Annotated in this window: 12 protein-coding genes; 9 read left to right on the forward strand and 3 right to left on the reverse strand. The window is 45.6% G+C overall.

Annotated elements, in window-relative coordinates; all coding sequences use genetic code 11:
• The first annotated feature begins 916 nt into the window (after positions 1-916).
• Together NBH01_RS07130 and NBH01_RS07135 are read left to right on the forward strand one after the other, a co-directional pair.
• Positions 917-3,076, forward strand: coding sequence for a DUF5686 family protein (locus tag NBH01_RS07130; RefSeq protein ID WP_032813909.1), 2,160 nt, complete (start codon positions 917-919; stop codon positions 3,074-3,076).
• 205 nt (positions 3,077-3,281) lie between these two features.
• Complete coding sequence (locus tag NBH01_RS07135) at positions 3,282-4,415, forward strand: retron St85 family RNA-directed DNA polymerase (RefSeq protein ID WP_008764510.1); 1,134 nt, start codon at positions 3,282-3,284, stop codon at positions 4,413-4,415.
• 33 nt (positions 4,416-4,448) lie between these two features.
• Here NBH01_RS07135 and proA read toward each other — a convergent pair whose 3' ends face one another.
• Positions 4,449-10,277 carry an anti-phage protein ProA gene (proA, locus tag NBH01_RS07140; RefSeq protein ID WP_225679874.1) on the reverse strand — a complete coding sequence of 1,943 codons (5,829 nt, stop codon included), beginning with the start codon at positions 10,275-10,277 and terminating at the stop codon, positions 4,449-4,451.
• Positions 10,278-10,445: 168 nt separating this feature from the next.
• On the opposite strand from proA, the gene rpsA reads away from it, so the two are divergent.
• The 5 genes from rpsA to NBH01_RS07165 all read left to right on the forward strand — a co-directional run bounded on the left by rpsA (position 10,446) and on the right by NBH01_RS07165 (position 14,766).
• Complete coding sequence (gene rpsA / locus NBH01_RS07145; RefSeq protein ID WP_008764512.1) at positions 10,446-12,245, forward strand: 30S ribosomal protein S1; 1,800 nt, start codon at positions 10,446-10,448, stop codon at positions 12,243-12,245.
• A gap of 104 nt (positions 12,246-12,349) precedes the next feature.
• The gene (locus tag NBH01_RS07150) at positions 12,350-13,300 is read left to right on the forward strand and encodes a ribonuclease Z (RefSeq protein WP_070750176.1); all 951 of its coding nucleotides are present in this window, start codon (positions 12,350-12,352) and stop codon (positions 13,298-13,300) included.
• Entirely contained in the window at positions 13,287-13,838 is a 552-nt protein-coding gene (locus NBH01_RS07155; protein WP_070750175.1) for an RNA polymerase sigma factor, read from the forward strand. Before NBH01_RS07150 ends, NBH01_RS07155 begins: the two co-directional genes overlap by 14 nt.
• 47 nt (positions 13,839-13,885) lie before the next feature.
• Positions 13,886-14,272, forward strand: a complete 387-nt coding sequence (locus NBH01_RS07160) for a hypothetical protein (protein WP_008764514.1) — start codon at positions 13,886-13,888, stop codon at positions 14,270-14,272.
• A 26-nt stretch (positions 14,273-14,298) separates the two neighbouring features.
• Complete coding sequence (locus tag NBH01_RS07165; protein WP_008760021.1) at positions 14,299-14,766, forward strand: hypothetical protein; 468 nt, start codon at positions 14,299-14,301, stop codon at positions 14,764-14,766.
• 193 nt (positions 14,767-14,959) lie between these two features.
• Here NBH01_RS07165 and mazG read toward each other — a convergent pair whose 3' ends face one another.
• Positions 14,960-15,748 carry a nucleoside triphosphate pyrophosphohydrolase gene (mazG, locus tag NBH01_RS07170; RefSeq protein WP_008760022.1) on the reverse strand — a complete coding sequence of 263 codons (789 nt, stop codon included), beginning with the start codon at positions 15,746-15,748 and terminating at the stop codon, positions 14,960-14,962.
• Between the two features lie 104 nt (positions 15,749-15,852).
• Entirely contained in the window at positions 15,853-16,920 is a 1,068-nt protein-coding gene (locus NBH01_RS07175; RefSeq protein WP_070750174.1) for a DUF3810 domain-containing protein, read from the reverse strand.
• Between the two features lie 91 nt (positions 16,921-17,011).
• Here NBH01_RS07175 and NBH01_RS07180 point away from each other — a divergent pair, with 91 nt between their 5' ends.
• Both NBH01_RS07180 and NBH01_RS07185 read left to right on the forward strand, forming a co-directional pair.
• A complete protein-coding gene (locus tag NBH01_RS07180) occupies positions 17,012-17,650 on the forward strand; it encodes a hypothetical protein (protein ID WP_016268346.1) in 639 nt (212 codons plus the stop codon).
• 64 nt (positions 17,651-17,714) lie between these two features.
• On the forward strand, positions 17,715-20,354 hold the full coding sequence (locus NBH01_RS07185) for a valine--tRNA ligase (protein WP_070750173.1): 2,640 nt from the start codon (positions 17,715-17,717) through the stop codon (positions 20,352-20,354).
• Positions 20,355-20,390: the final 36 nt, after the last annotated feature.

Genomic DNA, 20,390 nt, shown 5'->3' on the forward strand with positions numbered 1-20,390 from the left:
ATTATGAGTGTGTGGTAGGCGAAGATTTTCTAAAATAATAAGAGCGGTTCCGCCTTTCCCGTTGCATTTCACCAGAAGGCAGTAGATGCATTAACATTCTACACGGGGGTACGGAACCGCCATATAGATATGAACGTGGACAGGCATAAAAATGCCTGCCACGAGGATTGGCAGGTTTCCCCGCCTTCTGGTATGAAATGCATAACAAAGATACAACATTTTTCTTTTTCGTCAAGAATAAAGTGGAAAATAAAAGGCAGGTGAGGATAACTTTAACACGGATATGCAGGGATGCCTTATACTGATGCTGTTACTTTTACTTTCGTTTAGTTGGAAGGGACTCATTCTTTATTTAAACCCTGTTCGTGCCTAAAAGGAATGGTAAGCATTTTAGTTCAAAACTGTACGTTAATGAACTAATCATTCGTCTTTTTTATTAAGATTTAATTCTGTTTTTGCAAAGAACTAGTCCCCATTATACTTAAATCTATTCGTCTGACAGTTGTTGAACTTTCGTCTGACAACTGTTACTCTTTCGTCTAACAGCTGTCAGACGAAAAAATAACAGCTGTCAGACGAATAGTTTTATGTATAGTCGAAGATAGATTTATTAAAGATAAGAGGTAAAAAACGTGTTAATCAGGATTAGTTCATAGCCTGCCTCAAGATGACTCATAACTGTGCAGAAGTGATTTAAATCATGCAAGAATGAATCACCTTCTACATAGAAATGTGAATGTAGCATAAGTAGAAAAATGTCCATGAAAACTGATATGATGCGTGGCGTGGGGAAAGGATTTTCCTTGCTAACTCTTTTTTGCAGCTTAATTCCCTTGCTTTTCGATATTCTTTTTTATATTTGCCTACAATAAACAAGGAGATACGACGATTGAAATATAAGATATTGATAGGATGTATGTTGTGCTTGTTCTCTTTTATTCCGAAGGGGGCAGCCAATCTTGTTCTTAATCCTTATACAAGTCAGGAGATATCTGCTGATTCCATCATTGAGCGTGTCATGACTTTTGCTCCCTCTTATGAAAGTATAGTGAGCGACTATCGCGCGAACCTATATATAAAGGGTAAGATGAATATTCAGAAGAAGAATTTTATCCTCCGGTACGTTCCTTCGATGTTTCGCTTGCAGAAAGGGGTACGTGAATACTTGCTCGAAACGTACAGTGACCTGCATTATACAGCTCCCAATATCTATGACCAAAAAGTAAAGGCATCACAAGGCACTGTGAGAGGAAACAGGGGACTGCCGGGGCTGCTTGAATATTTTAGTGTCAATATCTACTCATCTTCTCTTCTGAATGACGAACGCTTGCTGTCTCCGCTTGCCAAGAACGGGCAGAAATACTACAAATACCGGATAGACAGTGTGATGGGCGATCCCAATAATCTCGACTACCGGATACGTTTCATTCCCCGTACCAAGAGCGACCAGCTGGTGGGCGGCTATATGATTGTCAGCAGCAATGTATGGAGCGTGCGTGAAATACGTTTTTCGGGACGGTCGGAACTGATTACGTTTACTTGCTGGATCAAGATGGGGGAAGTTGGAAAGAAAGATGAGTTTCTCCCGGTGCGTTATGATGTGGAGGCCCTTTTTAAGTTCCTGGGCAATAAGGTGGACGGCAATTATACCGCTTCGTTGGACTATAAATCAATAGAACTGAAAGAAAGAAAGGTTCGGAAGAAGGAGAAGAAAAAGTATAATTTGTCGGAATCATTCTCCTTGCAGTGTGATACGAATGCCTATAAAACAGATGCTTCCACGTTTGGCGTATTACGTCCCATTCCTTTGAGTGACAGGGAAAAACAACTTTATAAGGATTATGCATACAGACGGGATACCGTGTCGGTGCAACGAAAATCCAAGAGTCAGGCTTTCTGGGGAACGATGGGCGACCTGATGGTGGAAGATTATAAATTCAATCTGTCCAATATCGGAAGTGTCCGCTTCTCGCCGTTTATCAATCCGCTTTTGTTCAGTTATAGCGGAAGCAACGGATTATCATACCGGCAGGATTTCCGTTACAACCGGATTTTCAGAGGCGACAAGTGGCTCCGCATCGTACCCAAACTGGGTTATAACTTTACACGGAAAGAGTTCTACTGGTCGCTGAATGCCGACTTTGAGTACTGGCCGCAGAAACGGGGCTTTTTCCGGTTGAGTGTGGGTAATGGTAACCGTATCTATAGCAGCAAGATGCTGGACGAACTGAAAGCGATGCCGGACAGTATCTTTAATTTCGACCTCATCCATCTGGATTATTTCAAGGACTTGTATTTCAACTTCCGTCATAGTTTTGAAATTACCAACGGACTGGATATCAGCCTCGGTTTCTCGGCACACAAGAGAACAGCTGTCGAGAAATCCCGTTTTGTGATTACGGGTGACTATCCGATGCCTCCGCCGGAATTTATGGAACGCTTCAGAAATACCTATATCAGCTTTGCCCCGCGCATCCGGGTGGAATGGACTCCGGCGCTTTATTATTATATGAACGGAAAGCGTAAGATCAATCTCCGCTCTGACTATCCGACATTTTCGGTGGACTATGAACGGGGAATAGAAGGAGTATTTAAAAGTACTGGAGAATATGAACGGATAGAATTCGACCTTCAACATAAGATTCAGCTGGGGCTGATGCGAAATATTTATTATCGTTTCGGCTTCGGGGCGTTTACCAATCAGGATGAACTGTACTTTGTGGACTTTGCCAATTTTGCCCGTCATAATCTGCCGGTAGGGTGGAATGATGAAATCGGTGGTGTGTTTCAGGTGCTCGACGGACGTTGGTACAACTCCTCCCGCCGCTATGTACGCGGACATTTCACTTACGAGGCTCCTTTCCTTATTCTCCGGCATTTGATGAAATATACCCGCTATGTGCAGAACGAACGTCTTTATATCAGTGCGCTCTCTATGCCGCATCTCCAGCCATATCTGGAAGTGGGTTATGGTATCGGTACGCATGTCTTTGATGTGGGAGTATTCGTCAGCAGTGAGAACTGGAAGTTCAGCGGGATCGGATGTAAATTTACTTTCGAGTTGTTTAACCGATAGTTTTTTCTTCATAACAGTTGCATAATGTATAGAAAATACATATCTTTGTGAGGAAGAGGATGAGGAAAAATTTAGCAGAAAAGAGGTGTAGTCGCCTCGCAGGCACAGGTATTTTCCTGGAAAATAAATCTCTGGTATAAATACCTCTATTTATTTTAGTAAAATCTCATCCTCTTCTTCTCCTTTTTATATATGTAACAACAAGATGGACGGAATTTTAATTACGATACTTATTGTTACCGGTTTTCTGATTTATAAATTGATTTCTTCGAGCCGGAAACAGGAAGGATATAAGAGATGGAAAGCAACAGGCAGCGGTAATACTACTAACGAAGAGACTTCCAAAAACAAATGGGAACATGGAGCCTGGCTCAGGCATGCTTTAGGAGTAGTCACTCCTAAAATGAGAACATGTCCTGTATTTGATGAAGAGGCGGTGGTGTGGTGTGCCAATCTGTTGGGAATAGAGGTGATGAGGTTGAAAGAGATACTGCAGGATGTCTCTTCGCATTATCGGGAGTTCTGGATCAGAAAGCGGAGAGGAGGATACCGTATGATCTCTGCTCCGGACAAGGAACTGAAAGCCATTCAGGATACTATTTATCATCGTATATTACTGTCTGTAAATGTGCATCCTGCCGCTACGGGATTCCGGCGTCAGCATTCCATCGTCGATAACGTCCGTCCTCATCTGGGAAAACGCTGTGTCTTGAAGACGGATATCCATGATTTCTTTATTTCCATACGTAGTCCGAGGGTGAAAAAGACTTTCGAAAAGATCGGCTATCCGAAGAATATATCGAAAGTGCTGGGCGAGTTGTGTTGTATGCGTCGGCATTTGCCGCAAGGAGCGTCTACCAGTCCGGTACTGAGTAACATCATCGCTTATGAGATGGACCGGAAACTGGCGGTGATGGCGGAAGAATTCGGGCTGACTTATAGTCGTTATGCCGACGACCTCACCTTTTCGGGCGATGTCTTTCCGAAAGAGGAGGTGCTTGCCCGGGTCAAGGAAATCATCAGGGAAGAGAAGTTTGAACCGAATCATCAGAAAACTCGTTTTCTGAATGAGAATGACAGGAAGATAATCACGGGCGTATCCGTCAGCTCCGGTGTGAAGCTGACCATTCCTAAAGCCCGAAAGAGAGAGATTCGCAAGAATGTCTATTTCATTTTGACAAAGGGGCTGGCGGAACATCAACGCAGAATCGGCTCCCATGATCCTGCCTATCTGAAACGGTTGATAGGGTCGCTTTGTTATTGGCGTTCCATAGAACCGGATAATACGTATGTAGCTGATTCTATTGCTGCTCTGAAACGTTTGCAGAAGGGGTATTGACGGGTGGCGGCTGTTTGTGTCTGCCTTACCGTGTTAATCGATGATCGTTGCCCTTCCGTTTTCAACTTTGGCATAATTCCTTTTTACCGCTTCCTGAATCCCTCTGAGCATGGATGCTTCGATGTTTGACCCCATGTGTGTGAAGCCGAATACTTGTGCGCATGCTTTTGCCAAATCGGGTAAAGGCAGGCTGATGGAATTGATTAATATTTGTTGGATGGCATTGGCTATTTCTTCGGGTGGCAGATCCGCTGCATCTCGGTCGGAATCGGGACGGTACTCTGAATAAGAACGGTATTGCGCTTCATCTTTCCAGCAGAAGATAAGCCCGTCATGTTCTATGCGGTAAAGATGTAATGTGTCGAATATTATTTCCAATTGAGCATCTATTCGTGGTCCTACACGGTTGACTCCCCATTCGGATATGATTTTCTTTCCAAGTAAGGTTTTGCTGATCGGGGCTTCATTTTCTATTATCTTTTGGACTTGGGAGACAATAATAGGATTATTTCTTTTAGCGAAGATGTCGTCGGCAGCGTACAGGAACGGACGTATTTTAGTACTATTATAATTTTGTACGGAGATAAAAGAAAAGTTTGTGTATGCGCATGCAGATTTTAGCTGCATCGGCGTTTCCTGCACATTCTTTTCTCTTTTTTCTTGTTCCTTTTTTACTATAACCGGTTTCTCCGCTTTCATATCCTGAGCAATCGCTGCTTGTATAGACGCCATCACTTCATCCGGCTTTTCCCACCAGTCCATCGTCCATATACGGCAGATATTCCATCCCAGTGCTTTGAGTACATTGTTTTGAACAATTTCCCGGTCACGGACAGTCTTGGTACGTCTGTAGTTCTTTCCGTCACAGATAATGCCTAATTGGTAGTTGGACGGGTTCTGAGTATCGACAATGCCTATATCGATCTTGTATCCGGAACAGCCTATATCGGTATGTACGGTATATCCCAAAGAACGTAACTTGTCGGCAATAATCTTCTCGATGGAAGTTTCTTCTTCCGAGGGCTGGATGCTGGTCGAGGTATTCAGTATGCGCTTGGTTCCTTTCTCCGCATATTCAAGGAAGCGTTTCAGTCCGGCTACTCCGATAGAAGAAGTCCGGTTCAGATCGATCATGTCCGATCTCAGCGTAGAGAAGATGATCATTTCATATCGGGCACGGGAGACGGCTACGTTCAACCGTCTTTCACCTCCCGCACGGTTCAACGGACCGAAGTTCATGCTGACGCGCCCTTCGGCATCGGGACCATAGCCGACGGAGAACAGTATCACATCCCGTTCGTCTCCCTGCACATTTTCGAGGTTCTTGATGAACAGGGGTTCTTCACATTCCAGCGCAAAGGTTTCCAGTTCGGGGTGGAAGATGAAGAGATCGGATAACAAATCTTCTATCAACGCCTGCTGAACCACACTGAAAGTGACTACCCCCACACTCTTTTTCCTTAATTCTTCGCTTCTCAGCCTTCTCGCTATTTCGTCTACTACGGCTTGCGCTTCCGCTTGGTTCTGACGGGATTTTCCTTTGTCATAATAACCGTCTACGGCGACCATTCTGACTTTCGATTCGATGTTGTCCGGTGACGGGAAAGTCATCAGCTTATTATCGTAATATTCGGAGTTGCTGAAAGCGATAAGACTTTCGTGCTTGCTTCGATAATGCCACAGCAGGTATTTGGAAGGGATAGAGAGAGCAAGGCAGTCGTCAAGGATACTTTCCAGATCTTCCATCTCGATGTTGTCTTCGTCAATGGTGTTGACGGAGAAGAAGCTGGTAGGCGGCATCTGTTTGGGGTCGCCTACGATGACTACATTCTTGCCTCGGGCGATGGCGCCTACCGCTTCGTAAGTCGGCATCTGTGAAGCTTCGTCGAAGACGATCAAGTCGAATTTGTCCGCATCGGTGTCGATATATTGGGCAACCGATATAGGGCTCATCAGCATGCAAGGACACATACGCGACAGCAGGGTAGGTATCTGATCGAATAACTTGCGGATGGATATTCCGCGTGCATTATTGCGTATATTCTTTTGTAATATTCCGACTTCTGAACTTTGAATGGCTTCGTGGGTGAAGGACGGAATGTTGGAAGCCAGTCTGGCGAACAGTTCCTTTTTGGTAATGTCCTCGAAGTTGGCGGATACCTGCTTGTATTTGGCTATAATATCATTGAATATCTTGCCGTTGAATAATTCCAGCGTCGGTTCTTTGGCGATGATATAGTGAATGACGGCTTGGTAGAAACTCTTGCGGAAGCTGCTGGTGAGCAGGTCCGTAGGAATATTCTTTTCCTTATATTCTTCTGCGATAAATCCGATACCCAGCTCGTTCAGCTTGTTGTAGGATTGAAGCCATTGATACCAGTCTTTGAGTTTATCCAGATTTTCTTTCCATGTTCCGGCTTGCTGTAGGGCGATACCGATCCAGTCGGCGGAGTTTGTATAAAGCGTCTCTACGGTTATGCCCAGAGTGGTGGAAAGCCGTTGCTCGGTTGCCGTAAGCGTGTCGACCAGCTGATACAATTCATTCAGAGAATGAGAATGGATATCTCTGAATGTCCGGATACCTTCCGTCAGTTGTAACGCTAAGTTCTGTTTGATTCGGGATGTTTTCGCCACCTCTTTTGAATAACTCAGTAACAGGGAATGAAGCGAAGATACCTCATGGATGATCTGATCGATGATGTCCCACTCTTCGTCTCTTCCGAATCTTCCGAATAAAGAAGGCAGCTTGGCGGTGTATCTGTCTGTAAAATCAAGCTCTTCCTGATACCGGATGACCTGATGGAGCAGAGGTTGGACTGTCTCCGGCTTTACCGGCTGCAGAGCGTAAGGACGAATCGCCTTTTTTATTTTTCTTTGTCCGAAATACCGTGGGAGAAACCATTGGGCGGATACCCGATTCCATTCGGCCAGCATGGGGCCGGCGTTTATCTTCAGTACCTCTTTGGTGAATCCGTTTTCTATTTCTGCTTTGATTTCATCGCGTTTCCTGCCGTGTTCCGTCACTTTCCGGTACTCTTCCAGTGTTTCATTTAATAAAGGAGTGGTCAGCAGTTCGGGCGTCAGTTCCGGAATATCGAGTATTTTCCGGATAATGGCGGTGATTATATCGAAATCCTTGCGGGTGGGATGAATGTCCGTATCTTCCAGTAAAGCGGAAAAGACAGGCAGTTTTGACTGTATGGCAGTCAATAAGCCGATGAAAGTGGCGAGCGTTTGGGAGGCTTCCTCTTTGATGGCGGACGAATATTCCCGAATGTAAATCCCTGTCAATGGGTGAAGATGCGGGTGGCCGCAAGCATTGGCGGTACTGACCAAAGATTCGATGGCATCTTCCCAATGTGAGAATCGATCCTTGTCCAGATTGTCCAGATAAGATGACGGGATATCGAAGCAGGGTTCAACGTCTGTTGACTGGTAGTGGATGATCGCATCATAGAGGGAAAGTCCGAAAGGATATTCCTTGTGTAACGCTTCGATGTATTTATTTAGTTTCGTTCGTAATTTCAGCAGGCGTTCGGCTTCCTTCCTGAACTCTTCGGGAGGAGTTCGTCTGATGATTTCGGTTGTCTCCTTTAGTTGCGAGATGACAGTGGATTTCTTTGTCTTGTTGGAGTGAATTTCCAGACAGAACGGAGCAAGTCCTATCGCCGCCAGTCTGTTTTGGACGACGGAGAGGGCTGCCATCTTCTCGGCAACAAATAAGACTCGTTTACCCTTATAAAGCGCGTTGGCGATGATGTTTGTTATCGTTTGGGACTTTCCGGTTCCCGGAGGGCCGTGCAGGATAAAAGTCTTGTCGTGCACCGCCTCATAAATCGCTTCCAGCTGAGATGAATCGGCAATGATGGGCAGCACGATATCTGCCGGAGATAACTGTCTGTCCATATAAGAGGCATCCATCTCTTCCGTAATCGCGTCCCATTCGATCTTTCCGTTGATGAGGCTGGAGACCACCTTGTTTTGAGTCAGTTTGTGAGCATTGTTGTGGATGTCGTTCCACATGATAAACTTGTTGAAGGAGAAGATACCTAGAATAGCCTGTTCCTCCACATCCCATTTGCGCTGATTCTTGATGCAGTGCCGGATGATGGAATAAATCAGTTTTACGTTGATTCCGCTTTCGTCCGTCGGAAGCGGATCAAGTCCCGGTACGGAAATGCCGAAGTTCTGACGAAGCATTTCCAATAAGGTGATATTCATCATCGTTTCTTCTTCCCGCGAACGAATCACATACCCCTTGGCGGCTGACTTGCGGATGATTTCGACCGGCAGCAGCAATATCGGTGCATAACGGGGACGCTCGCTGGAAGGCGTTTCGTACCATTTCAGAAGTCCGAGAGCCAGATAAAGCGTGTTCGCTCCGTTCTCTTCGATAGAAGTACGGGACGAACGGTACAGGTGAGTCAGTGCTTTGCCCAAATCATTCTCCGGCAAGTAAAAACGTAACCTTTTCTGTGAAAGCTCCGAATTAACGAAGTCGGCTATCGGATCCGATTCCGGTATGGAAGAATAAATGCCAAACTCCATCGCCGGATTCTCCCATTCGGCGGGACGGTGGAGGATACGAAACTCATCTCCTTCCGCCAAGGCGTCTTCCAGACAGGCAAGGTTTGCCGGAATCAGCTGAAGAGTATTCTTTGTAATCCGGATGTTCAGCAAGTTGTTGCGCAGACTCAAATCCAGCAGTCTTCTTTCCCAAAGCAACTGTTTGGTGAGGACTGTCTGAGTTTCGCTGCCCGACAAATCATATGGATTCACGCTTTGCGGAGTAGCGTGCGTGGTATTTCTGTTCATATCCTCATCTTCCTTTATTTCCCATACTTGTCCGTTCAGTACGCGCTGCGGGATCGGGCGGACTCCCGAATGCCTGGCCCTTCTGATGTCGATGGCGAGGATGAAACTGCCCGGATCGCTCAGTTTGCCGTTAGCGCTTTTCACAGCGTTGTCGAAGTCGACATTATGTCCCATATTCATGCAGGTGGTTTCTACCAGTGTAATGTCGTAGATTCCTTCGGCGGTTCGTTTGGTCAGTAAGGATACATCGTCGATGGCAGGGTCCGGAAAGGTTTCCGGCACCAGCCAGCCGCCTGCGAAAGCATGCCCTTTGGTGATGACGATGAGGGCATTCAGTCCGATGGATTCGAGGCAGGAAGCATAAAGCAGTGCCATATCCAGACAAGTTCCGAGCTTTTGTGCCAGTACGGAATCTATCAGACGGACACGCTGCCCGTGCTCTTCGAAGCTGGCGGGAATGGTGCTGTAAATAATCTGCTGTTCGGTGAGGGCGGTGTAGATAGCTGCCATCTGCTTTCTCACACGGTCCGGATTGCGGCTTTGGTATTCGTCCAGTGAAGGAGTACCGGTCCACTGTTCCAGAATGGCGGCGGCTCTCTTGATAATAGGAGTGAGCACGGCATGATTCGGGGTGATGAATGCTGCCAGCATCTCGGGGAATATATTGATTCCGCCCCATTGGTCGTATGCCAGAATGTCGATGGGGTAGGTCTGGGTAAAGATCGTTTCCGCCTCGGAGCGGATTTCTATTTTCAGACTTCCCGACATACGCTCGGTCAGCTGGGCGAAATAATTGGCGGACAAGACCAGGCTGAACGATTGCAGACACACGGAATTATTGGCGGGAATCGCTTCCATCATCACAGGAGTGATACTGCCGAAGTCGGGCTCGGCCGTGATTTGTACCTGAATGTTTCTGAAGGGTTCGGACGTCATATTTTCAATCGAAAGCTGATGGATGACCGATACTTTGTTTTGCTGCATCGCGAAATTAATAAGTGGCAGATAATCAAACTGCACCCTGATTTTGTCCAATGTTCCGTTCATGTTGAAAGTCGTATAATATTAGATTTGCAATATTACAAAAAATACGGATATTACCATCTTTTCTTTGGGTATTCTTTTGTCGGTCAAGAAAATATTCCTACCTTTGCGCCCGATTTATAGATAATATAATGTCTTATTCAATTAAAGTATTAAACAATTTATTTATTAATGGAAAACTTAAAGAACGTAGCTCCTATTGAGGACTTCAACTGGGATGCTTATGAAAACGGCGAAGCTGTAACAAGCGCAAGCCACGAAGAACTAGAAAAAGCTTACGACGGTACGCTTAACAAAGTGAACGACCGTGAGGTTGTTGACGGAACCGTAATCGCAATGAACAAGCGTGAAGTAGTTGTGAACATCGGTTACAAATCAGACGGTATCATTCCTTTGAATGAGTTCCGTTACAATCCGGACCTGAAGGTAGGTGATACTGTAGAAGTATACATCGAAAACCAGGAAGACAAAAAAGGACAACTCGTTCTGTCACACAGAAAAGCCCGCGCTACTCGTTCTTGGGATCGCGTTAACGCTGCTCTGGAAAATGAAGAAATTATCAAGGGATTCATCAAGTGCCGCACAAAGGGTGGTATGATCGTAGACGTATTCGGAATCGAAGCATTCTTGCCGGGTTCTCAGATCGACGTTAAACCGATCCGTGACTATGATGTATTCGTTGGCAAAACAATGGAATTCAAAGTGGTTAAGATCAACCAGGAATTCAAAAACGTTGTTGTATCTCACAAGGCTCTTATCGAAGCTGAACTGGAACAACAGAAGAAAGAAATTATCGGCAAGCTCGAAAAAGGACAGGTTCTTGAAGGAACTGTTAAGAATATCACCTCTTACGGTGTGTTCATCGACTTGGGTGGCGTAGACGGTTTGATCCACATCACAGACCTTTCTTGGGGCCGCGTTAGCGATCCGAAAGAAGTGGTTGAACTGGATCAGAAGCTCAACGTTGTTATCCTTGACTTCGATGACGAAAAGAAACGTATCGCTCTTGGCTTGAAGCAACTGACTCCGCACCCATGGGATGCTCTTGACACTGACTTGAAGGTAGGTGACAAAGTGAAAGGTAAAGTTGTCGTTATGGCTGACTACGGTGCATTCATCGAAATCGCTACAGGTGTAGAAGGTCTGATCCACGTATCAGAAATGTCTTGGAGCCAGCACCTGCGTTCTGCTCAGGACTTCATGAAGGTGGGCGACGAAGTAGAAGCTGTAGTTCTGACTTTGGACCGCGAAGAACGTAAGATGTCTTTGGGTATCAAACAACTGAAACAAGATCCATGGGAAACTATCGAAGAAAAGTATCCTGTAGGTTCCAAGCATACTGCAAAAGTACGTAACTTCACTAACTTCGGTGTATTCGTAGAAATCGAAGAAGGTGTTGACGGCTTGATCCACATCTCTGACCTTTCTTGGACTAAGAAAGTAAAACACCCGTCAGAATTTACTCAGATTGGTGCTGACATCGAAGTTCAGGTATTGGAAATCGACAAAGAAAACCGTCGTTTGAGCCTTGGTCACAAGCAACTCGAAGAAAATCCTTGGGATGTATTCGAAACAGTATTCACTGTAGGTTCTGTACACGAAGGTACTATCATCGAAATGTTGGATAAGGGTGCTGTTGTAGCTCTTCCTTACGGTGTAGAAGGTTTCGCAACTCCGAAACACCTTGTAAAAGAAGACGGTTCACAAGCTCAGTTGGATGAGAAACTTGAATTCAAAGTGATCGAGTTCAACAAGGACGCTAAGAGAATCATCCTGTCTCACAGCCGTATCTTCGAAGATGTAGCTAAGGCTGAAGAAAGAGCAGAAAAGAAAGCTGCTTCCGGTGCTAAGAAGTCTTCTAACAACAAGAGAGAAGATGCTCCGATGATCCAGAACCAGGCTGCTTCAACTACGCTGGGCGACATCGACGCTTTGGCTGCTTTGAAAGAACAGTTGGAAGGAAAGAAATAATCGTTATTTCTATATAATGGAAAAGCGCTCCGATTATCGGGGCGCTTTTTTTGTTTTGCCATGATAGCGCAAATACCAAAAAACTTGTGTACATTTGTGCCGCTATGGAGAAATTCGAACTACATATACTTGGATGCGGTTCTGCTTTGCCCACCACTCGCCATTTTGCGACATCGCAGGTTGTGAACTTGCGTGAAAAGCTTTTTATGATTGACTGTGGGGAAGGAGCGCAGATGCAGTTGCGTCGTTCCCGCTTGAAGTTTTCCCGCTTGAATCATATCTTTATTTCCCATCTTCATGGCGATCATTGCTTTGGACTGTTAGGACTGATTTCTACCTTCGGTCTGTTGGGACGAACGGCAGATTTGCATATCCATTCACCCAAAGGACTGGAAGAACTGTTTGCTCCCTTACTTTCTTTCTTTTGCAAAACGCTGGCCTATAAAGTCTTTTTCCATGAATTTGAGACGAAGGAGCCGACGCTGATCTATGACGACCGCTCGGTGGCTGTGACCACCATTCCTCTGAGACACCGTATTCCTTGCTGTGGTTTTCTTTTTGAAGAAAAGCAGCGTCCCAATCATATCATCAGAGATATGGTGGACTTCTATAAAGTGCCCGTCTACGAACTGAACCGGATCAAGAACGGAGCGGATTTTGTAACTCCCGAAGGAGAAGTCATTCCGAATCATCGGCTGACCCGTCCTTCTGCCCCTGCACGAAAATATGCTTATTGCTCCGACACGATCTACCGACCTGAGATTGTGGAGCAGATAAAGGGGGTAGACCTTCTATTCCACGAAGCCACCTTTGCTCAGACCGAACAGGTGCGGGCAAAGGAAACTCATCATACAACTGCTGCACAGGCCGCACAGATTGCTTTGAATGCTGAAGTGAAACAATTAGTCATCGGACATTTCTCCGCCCGCTATGAGGACGAGTCTGTATTGTTGAATGAAGCAGCGGCTATCTTCCCCCAAACGGTTTTGGCAAGAGAGAATATGTGCATAACCATAAATAACTATACAGATACGAGAGACTATGATCCCTTATAACGAACGTGAGGTTCTGAAACTCCTTCAGGAGGAGAGTACACAGCGGAAAGGATTTGAGTTGATTGTGGCGCAATACAGCGAGCAGTTATACTGGCAGATCCGCCGGATGGTACTGTCGCATGAAGATGCGAACGACCTTCTGCAAAACACCTTCATCAAGGCATGGACAAATATTGACTATTTCCGTGCCGAGGCGAAGCTGTCTACGTGGCTCTACCGTATTGCGCTGAATGAATGTCTTACTTTTCTGAACAGGCAGCGTGCTACAACGACGGTGGCTATCGACGATCCCGAAGCGGCGATTGTGCAGAAGCTGGAGAGTGATCCCTACTATTCGGGCGATCAGGTGCAGATGTTATTGCAAAAAGCATTGCTCACCTTGCCCGAAAAACAACGAATGGTGTTCAATCTGAAGTATTATCAGGAAATGAAGTACGAAGAGATGTCAGAAATCTTTGGAACTTCAGTCGGAGCGCTGAAAGCCTCCTATCACCATGCGGTAAAGAAAATAGAGAAGTTTTTGGAAGAAGTAGATTAAACCTTTTAAAGCAGACATCGTCTAATCAAAAGAGAGGAGAAAAACGTATGAAAGAAGAAGATACCCTATTGAAGAAAATCGGAAAGGAGCATTCCTTCAAAGTGCCCGACGGTTACTTTGAAAATCTGACTTCAGAGGTGATGAACAAACTTCCTGAAAAAGAGAAAGTTGCTTTCAAGGAAGAGCATGTTTCGACATGGACGAGATTGAAACCATTATTCTATATGGCGGCTATGTTTGTAGGAGCTGCCCTGATTATCCGGGTAGCGTCATCAGACCATAAACCGGTGGCAGATGATATAGCGGTGACAGTAACGGCTATGGAAGCGGATACGGAACAGGTATCCGATGAGATGATTGATGTTGCGTTAGACCGTGCGATGTTGGATGATTATTCGTTATACGTCTATCTGAGTGACGCGAGTGTAGAATGATTTATTAAAACAGATTGAATAAGAAAATGAAGAAACTAATCGCTTTAGTCGTTTTGTTATGTGGCTTTATGCCTGTTCTTTGGGCTGCCGATGGATGTGACCAGCATTTGTCCCGTGAGGAATTCCGGAATAAACAGAAAGCGTTTATTATTGAGCAGGCCGGATTGACCAAAGAAGAGGCTGCCAAATTCTTCCCGGTTTATTTTGAACTGCAGGAGAAGAAGAAGAAACTGAACGATGAATCGTGGAGTTTAATGCGTCAAGGTAAAGACGACAAAACAACAGAAGCCCAGTACGAAGAAATTGTAGCAAAGGTATGTGACAACCGTATCGCTGCCGACCGTCTTGATAAGTCTTATCTGGACCGATTTAAAAAGATACTTTCCAATAAGAAGATATTCCTTGTTCAACGTGCGGAGATGCGTTTCCATCGGGAAATGCTGAAAGGCATGAACCGCAAGGACGGAGGAAATGATCCGAAAAGGAAGAAATAAAACGGAGGCTCTGTTTGGATGAAACGGACGTTCTGTCAGAGTAAATCAGAGGCTCTATCCGCATAGGATAGAGCCTCTGATTTTTGTTTCCGGATGTATCTTTGTTGCTTTACTAAAAGAGTAGACCATTGGAAGTGGGAATAACAGAGTTTGGACAGGTATTATATCCATTCCATAAGGAAGGAGGATGGTGTTACAGTCCTTTTCTCTTAGCTTCGTTCCAAATAGCGTCCATCTCCTCAAGAGACATATCTTTGAGGTTTTTCCCTTCTTTAATCGTATGTTCCTCCAGGTAGTTGAAACGGCGGATGAACTTTTGATTGGTTAGTTCCAAAGCATTGTCCGGATTGATTTTGTAGAGGCGTGCCGCATTGATGAGGCTGAACATGACGTCACCGAATTCGGCTTCTGCTTTCTCTTTGTCCATGTTGGCTACCTCTGCTTGGAATTCTCCGATTTCTTCTTTTACCTTATCCCATACCTGTTCCCGTTCTTCCCAGTCGAAGCCTACATTGCGGGCTTTGTCCTGAATGCGGTAAGCCTTGATGAGTGAAGGGAGTGCAGCGGGAACACCGCTTAATACACTTTTGTTTCCGTCTTTTTCTTTCAGTTTCAGCTGTTCCCAGTTTTCGGATACCTGTCCGGCAGTCTCAGCCTTTACTTCTCCGAAAACGTGAGGATGGCGGAAAATCAGTTTGTCGCACAACTTGTCACAGACATCTTTGATGTCGAAGTCTCCTGTCTCCGAACCGATCTTTGCATAGAACGCTACGTGCAGCAACACATCTCCCAACTCCTTGCAAATATCTTTTTTGTCATCCCTCATCAAGGCATCACAAAGCTCGTAAGTCTCTTCTATAGTGTTGGGGCGCAGACTTTCATTCGTCTGCTTGCGGTCCCATGGACATTTGACCCGAAGCTCGTCGAGGATGTCCAGAAAGCGGCCGAAGGCTTCCATCTGTTCTTCTCTTGTATGTATCATTCCTTTGATTTTTTTATAAATAATGTTGCAAAGATAATGCTTCCTTGTCTTTTATAGCCTTAATCGGTACGAAAACAGAAGCAAGGGCGCTAATAAAAGTCTTTTTATTGGTCTGATGCGGTTTTCGCTTTCCATACTTGATACGAAATCAACAGCCCGATCACTTCCGAATAGTTTTTTCTTCCGCTTTCTATTTTGTTTCCTTTCAGGTAGAGGTCGTATATCCAGTTTTGAATATCACCGATCAACGGACTGTATTTAGCCATCCAGTATTCCTGATTCTTTTTCGCCAGTTCTATAATCTCCGGTCGGATACGGTTGATTATATCGGCGTATTCTTTTTCACTCAACAGTCGTCGGGCATTCCCCAGTACATGATTCAGAATCGAGAAGTAGCCGCTGAAACGGATTCCCTTTATTTGTGAACGGGTACAAACCTGATAGGCATAGAAATTGGCCTCTGCCTCGCTCGAAATTCCCAGCAGATGAGCCAGTTCGTGAGTGTACGTTGCCGGATAGTTGATGGGGAGCAAGTCTCCGTTTAAGGTGAACTCGCAGAAGAAAGGCCCCATGCTTCCCGTTACTCCGACCATTGATATGAATGGGGTGAAAACCATCGTCTTTACCCGTGGATTGGGAAATGGCGGGCGGTGCACTCCCAGGCTGTCGCTTAATTGATTGTAAAGTTTGACAGCTTCGTCACGTACCTGTTCCTCATGGATTCCTTTTACGGGAACAAACGAACTGTTCAGTGAGTCGATATAGTCATCCACAAACTCTTGAAAAATCTCCGGTGTGTAAGCTGTATAAGGAATATGCGTACGCTGGTAAAAGTTTGGTTGCGAATAGTTTAATCCCCAGGCGAGGTAGAACCATACGTAAACCCATAACAGATATTCTCCGTCACGCAGCAGAATCTTCTTCCACGGCAGTTTCTTGCGGATACGGGCATAAAAAGGATAAACGATGACTCCCGTGATACTCCCGAAAATAAATAGATCCCCTATGGCAAAAGGAAATAAGTTGGAGAAGAATGACAAAACGCGGGAGATGACAGGATAAACGGTTTGTGAATACAGGTTTCCCAACGCGGGAATCGACTGTGTCATCCATACCAGAAGCAGCAGTACTCCCAGGAGTATATATCTAATTATCAGTTTCCGTTTCATCATCCGTTCAGATTTTAGTCAACAAAAATATGCATTAAATAAACGTCACGCGAAAAAATACCTCTATATTTGCAAAAAAACTGTTAAACGAAAGATGGCTACCGTAGAAGAAATTGAAAAGTATTGCCGGAATTGCGTGTCACGTGATTTCGTGAATGGGAAAGGGCTTGTTTGCAAACGTACCAGAGAGCTTCCTGACTTTGACGAAGAATGCGAAAACTTCGAGAAGGATGAAGAACTGTTGAAGATGGCTCCTCCCAAGCCCGACGACTTTCCGGTGTCAATGACGGAAGAAGAACTTCTCGCCGAAGAAAATCTTCCCAAAGGAGTGCTGTATGCATCCGTCGCGTGTATCTTGGGGGCGGTGGCATGGAGTCTTATCTCCGTTTCTACAGGTCTTCAGATGGGATATATGGCTATCGGAGTCGGATTCCTGGTCGGTTTCGCCATGCGGCAGGGGAAGGGGATACGTCCCGTCTTCGGTATTTTGGGAGCGGTACTGGCATTGATCAGTTGTGTGTTGGGTGATTTCTTATCCATCATCGGCTTTGCTGCCAAGGATTATGATATGACGTTTTTCGAAGTGCTGACGGGAGTCGATTATGGCGAAATCTTTTCTGTCATGGTGAAGAATGTGGTGTCGATGTCCGCCTTATTTTATGGAATTGCTGTTTATGAGGGATATAAATTATCTTTCCGGGCACAGAAACATCCTGTGGGTGGTAAGATTTGAATTAAAATTATTAATTTTGCAGCCGTTATTTTTTGAATATACATTATCATATACATAAAGAAACATGGAATTAGCAAGTAAGTACAATCCCGCTGACGTGGAGGGAAAGTGGTACCAGTATTGGCTGGAACACCGTTTATTCAGTTCGAAACCCGATGGTCGTGAACCTTACACCATCGTCATTCCGCCCCCGAACGTCACCGGTGTGTTGCACATGGGACACATGCTTAATAATACCATTCAGGATATTTTGGTTCGTCGTGCCCGTATGGAAGGCAAGAATGCCTGTTGGGTGCCGGGAACTGACCACGCTTCCATCGCTACCGAAGCAAAAGTTGTAAACAAACTCGCTGCCCAGGGCATCAAGAAGACAGACCTGACCCGTGATGAGTTCCTGAAACATGCCTGGGACTGGACAGAAGAGCACGGAGGCATTATCCTGAAGCAGCTCCGCAAACTGGGTGCATCCTGTGACTGGGACCGCACCGCCTTTACTATGGATGAGGAACGCAGCAAAAGCGTATTGAAAGTATTTGTAGACTTGTACAACAAAGGATTGATTTACCGTGGTGTCCGTATGGTAAACTGGGACCCGAAAGCGTTGACTGCCCTTTCTGACGAAGAAGTGATCTACAAGGAAGAGCACGGAAAACTGTTCTATCTCCGCTATAAGGTGGAAGGTGATCCGGAAGGCCGCTATGCAGTAGTAGCAACGACCCGTCCCGAAACAATCATGGGCGATACGGCAATGTGTATCAACCCCAACGACCCCAAGAACGCATGGCTGAAAGGAAAGAAAGTAATCGTTCCGTTGGTAAACCGTGTTATCCCTGTCATCGAGGACGATTATGTGGACATTGAGTTCGGTACCGGTTGTCTGAAAGTAACTCCGGCCCACGACGTAAATGACTATATGTTGGGTGAAAAGTATAATCTGCCCAGCATCGACATCTTCAACGATAACGGAACATTGAGCGAAGCTGCCGGATTGTATATCGGTATGGACCGTTTCGACGTCCGCAAGCAGATAGAGAAAGATCTCGATGCTGCCGGATTGCTCGAAAAGACAGAAGCCTACACAAATAAAGTAGGTTACTCGGAACGTACCAATGTAGTGATCGAACCGAAATTGTCTATGCAGTGGTTCCTCAAAATGCAGCATTTTGCCGATATGGCATTGCCTCCGGTAATGAACGATGAGTTGAAATTCTATCCTGCCAAATATAAGAATACATACCGCCACTGGATGGAGAACATCAAAGACTGGTGTATCAGCCGCCAGTTGTGGTGGGGACATCGTATTCCTGCTTACTTCCTGCCGGAAGGTGGCTATGTGGTAGCCACTACTCCCGAAGAAGCGCTGGCTAAAGCCAAAGAGAAAACAGGAAACGCCGCTTTGACGATGGATGATCTTCGTCAGGACGAAGACTGTCTGGATACTTGGTTCTCTTCCTGGTTGTGGCCTATCTCCCTGTTTGACGGAATCAATCATCCGGGTAACGAGGAAATCAGCTATTACTATCCGACCAGCGACCTGGTGACCGGACCGGATATCATCTTCTTCTGGGTGGCACGTATGATCATGGCGGGCTACGAATATGAAGGAAAGATGCCGTTCAAGAACGTTTACTTTACAGGGATCGTTCGTGACAAACTGGGACGTAAGATGTCCAAGTCACTCGGCAACTCACCCGACCCGTTGGAACTGATCGACAAATATGGTGCCGATGGTGTCCGTATGGGAATGATGCTGGCAGCTCCCGCCGGAAACGATATTCTTTTCGACGACGCACTCTGCGAACAGGGACGTAACTTCTGCAGCAAGATATGGAACGCCTTCCGTCTGATCAAGGGCTGGACGGTTGACGATAATATTCAGGCTCCGGACGCTGCTAAACTGGCTGTCCACTGGTTTGAATCCAAGCAGAACGAGGTAGCTGCCGAAGTAGCGGACTTGTTCAGCAAATACCGTCTGAGCGAAGCATTGATGGCTGTTTATAAATTATTCTGGGATGAATTCTCTTCCTGGTATCTGGAAATGATTAAACCGGCTTACGGACAGGGAATTGACCGTACCACTTATAGCGCTACTCTCTGCTTCCTCGATAACCTGTTGCATCTGCTTCATCCGTTTATGCCGTTCATCACAGAAGAATTGTGGCAACAGATGTACGAACGTAATGCGGAAGAAGGAGAAAGTCTGATGGTAAGTGCATTGAGCATGGATACTTATGTAGACACCGCATTCGTTGCACAGTTTGAAGTTGTCAAGGGAGTTATCAGCAATATCCGCAGCATCCGTCTGCAAAAGAACATAGCTCAGAAAGAACCGCTTGACTTGCAGGTGCTGGGCGAAAATCCGGTTGCAGAGTTCAATGCAGTGATCCAGAAGATGTGTAACCTTTCTTCTATCACAGTGGTAGAGAGCAAGGCGGAAGGTGCTTCTTCCTTCATGGTAGGAACTACCGAATACGCTGTGCCATTGGGCAACATGATTGATGTAGAAGCCGAAATCGCCCGTATGGAAGCTGAACTGAAACATAAGGAAGGATTCCTGCAGGGCGTATTGAAGAAACTCAGCAATGAGAAATTTGTCAATAACGCCCCCGCAGCCGTTCTCGAAATGGAACGTAAGAAGCAGGCCGATGCGGAAAGTATCATCAGCTCTTTGAAAGAAAGCATCGCAGCTTTAAAAAAGGCATAATGAACTGATACATAAAAATATGTAATAGAGAGGCAT

The sequence above is a fragment of the Bacteroides sp. B1-V-101 genome (genome assembly GCF_023656585.1).
In the GTDB taxonomy this organism is placed as follows: domain Bacteria; phylum Bacteroidota; class Bacteroidia; order Bacteroidales; family Bacteroidaceae; genus Bacteroides; species Bacteroides thetaiotaomicron.

Bases quoted from the DNA above. Each gene is read 5' to 3' on its own strand.
- NBH01_RS07130 (WP_032813909.1), top strand. From the start codon at position 917: ATGTTGTGCTTGTTCTCTTTTATTCCGAAGGGGGCAGCCAATCTTGTT.
- NBH01_RS07135 (WP_008764510.1), top strand. From the start codon at position 3,282: ATGGACGGAATTTTAATTACGATACTTATTGTTACCGGTTTTCTGATT.
- proA (WP_225679874.1), bottom strand. From the start codon at position 10,277: ATGAACGGAACATTGGACAAAATCAGGGTGCAGTTTGATTATCTGCCA.
- rpsA (WP_008764512.1), top strand. From the start codon at position 10,446: ATGGAAAACTTAAAGAACGTAGCTCCTATTGAGGACTTCAACTGGGAT.
- NBH01_RS07150 (WP_070750176.1), top strand. From the start codon at position 12,350: ATGGAGAAATTCGAACTACATATACTTGGATGCGGTTCTGCTTTGCCC.
- NBH01_RS07155 (WP_070750175.1), top strand. From the start codon at position 13,287: ATGATCCCTTATAACGAACGTGAGGTTCTGAAACTCCTTCAGGAGGAG.
- NBH01_RS07160 (WP_008764514.1), top strand. From the start codon at position 13,886: ATGAAAGAAGAAGATACCCTATTGAAGAAAATCGGAAAGGAGCATTCC.
- NBH01_RS07165 (WP_008760021.1), top strand. From the start codon at position 14,299: ATGAAGAAACTAATCGCTTTAGTCGTTTTGTTATGTGGCTTTATGCCT.
- mazG (WP_008760022.1), bottom strand. From the start codon at position 15,748: ATGATACATACAAGAGAAGAACAGATGGAAGCCTTCGGCCGCTTTCTG.
- NBH01_RS07175 (WP_070750174.1), bottom strand. From the start codon at position 16,920: ATGATGAAACGGAAACTGATAATTAGATATATACTCCTGGGAGTACTG.
- NBH01_RS07180 (WP_016268346.1), top strand. From the start codon at position 17,012: ATGGCTACCGTAGAAGAAATTGAAAAGTATTGCCGGAATTGCGTGTCA.
- NBH01_RS07185 (WP_070750173.1), top strand. From the start codon at position 17,715: ATGGAATTAGCAAGTAAGTACAATCCCGCTGACGTGGAGGGAAAGTGG.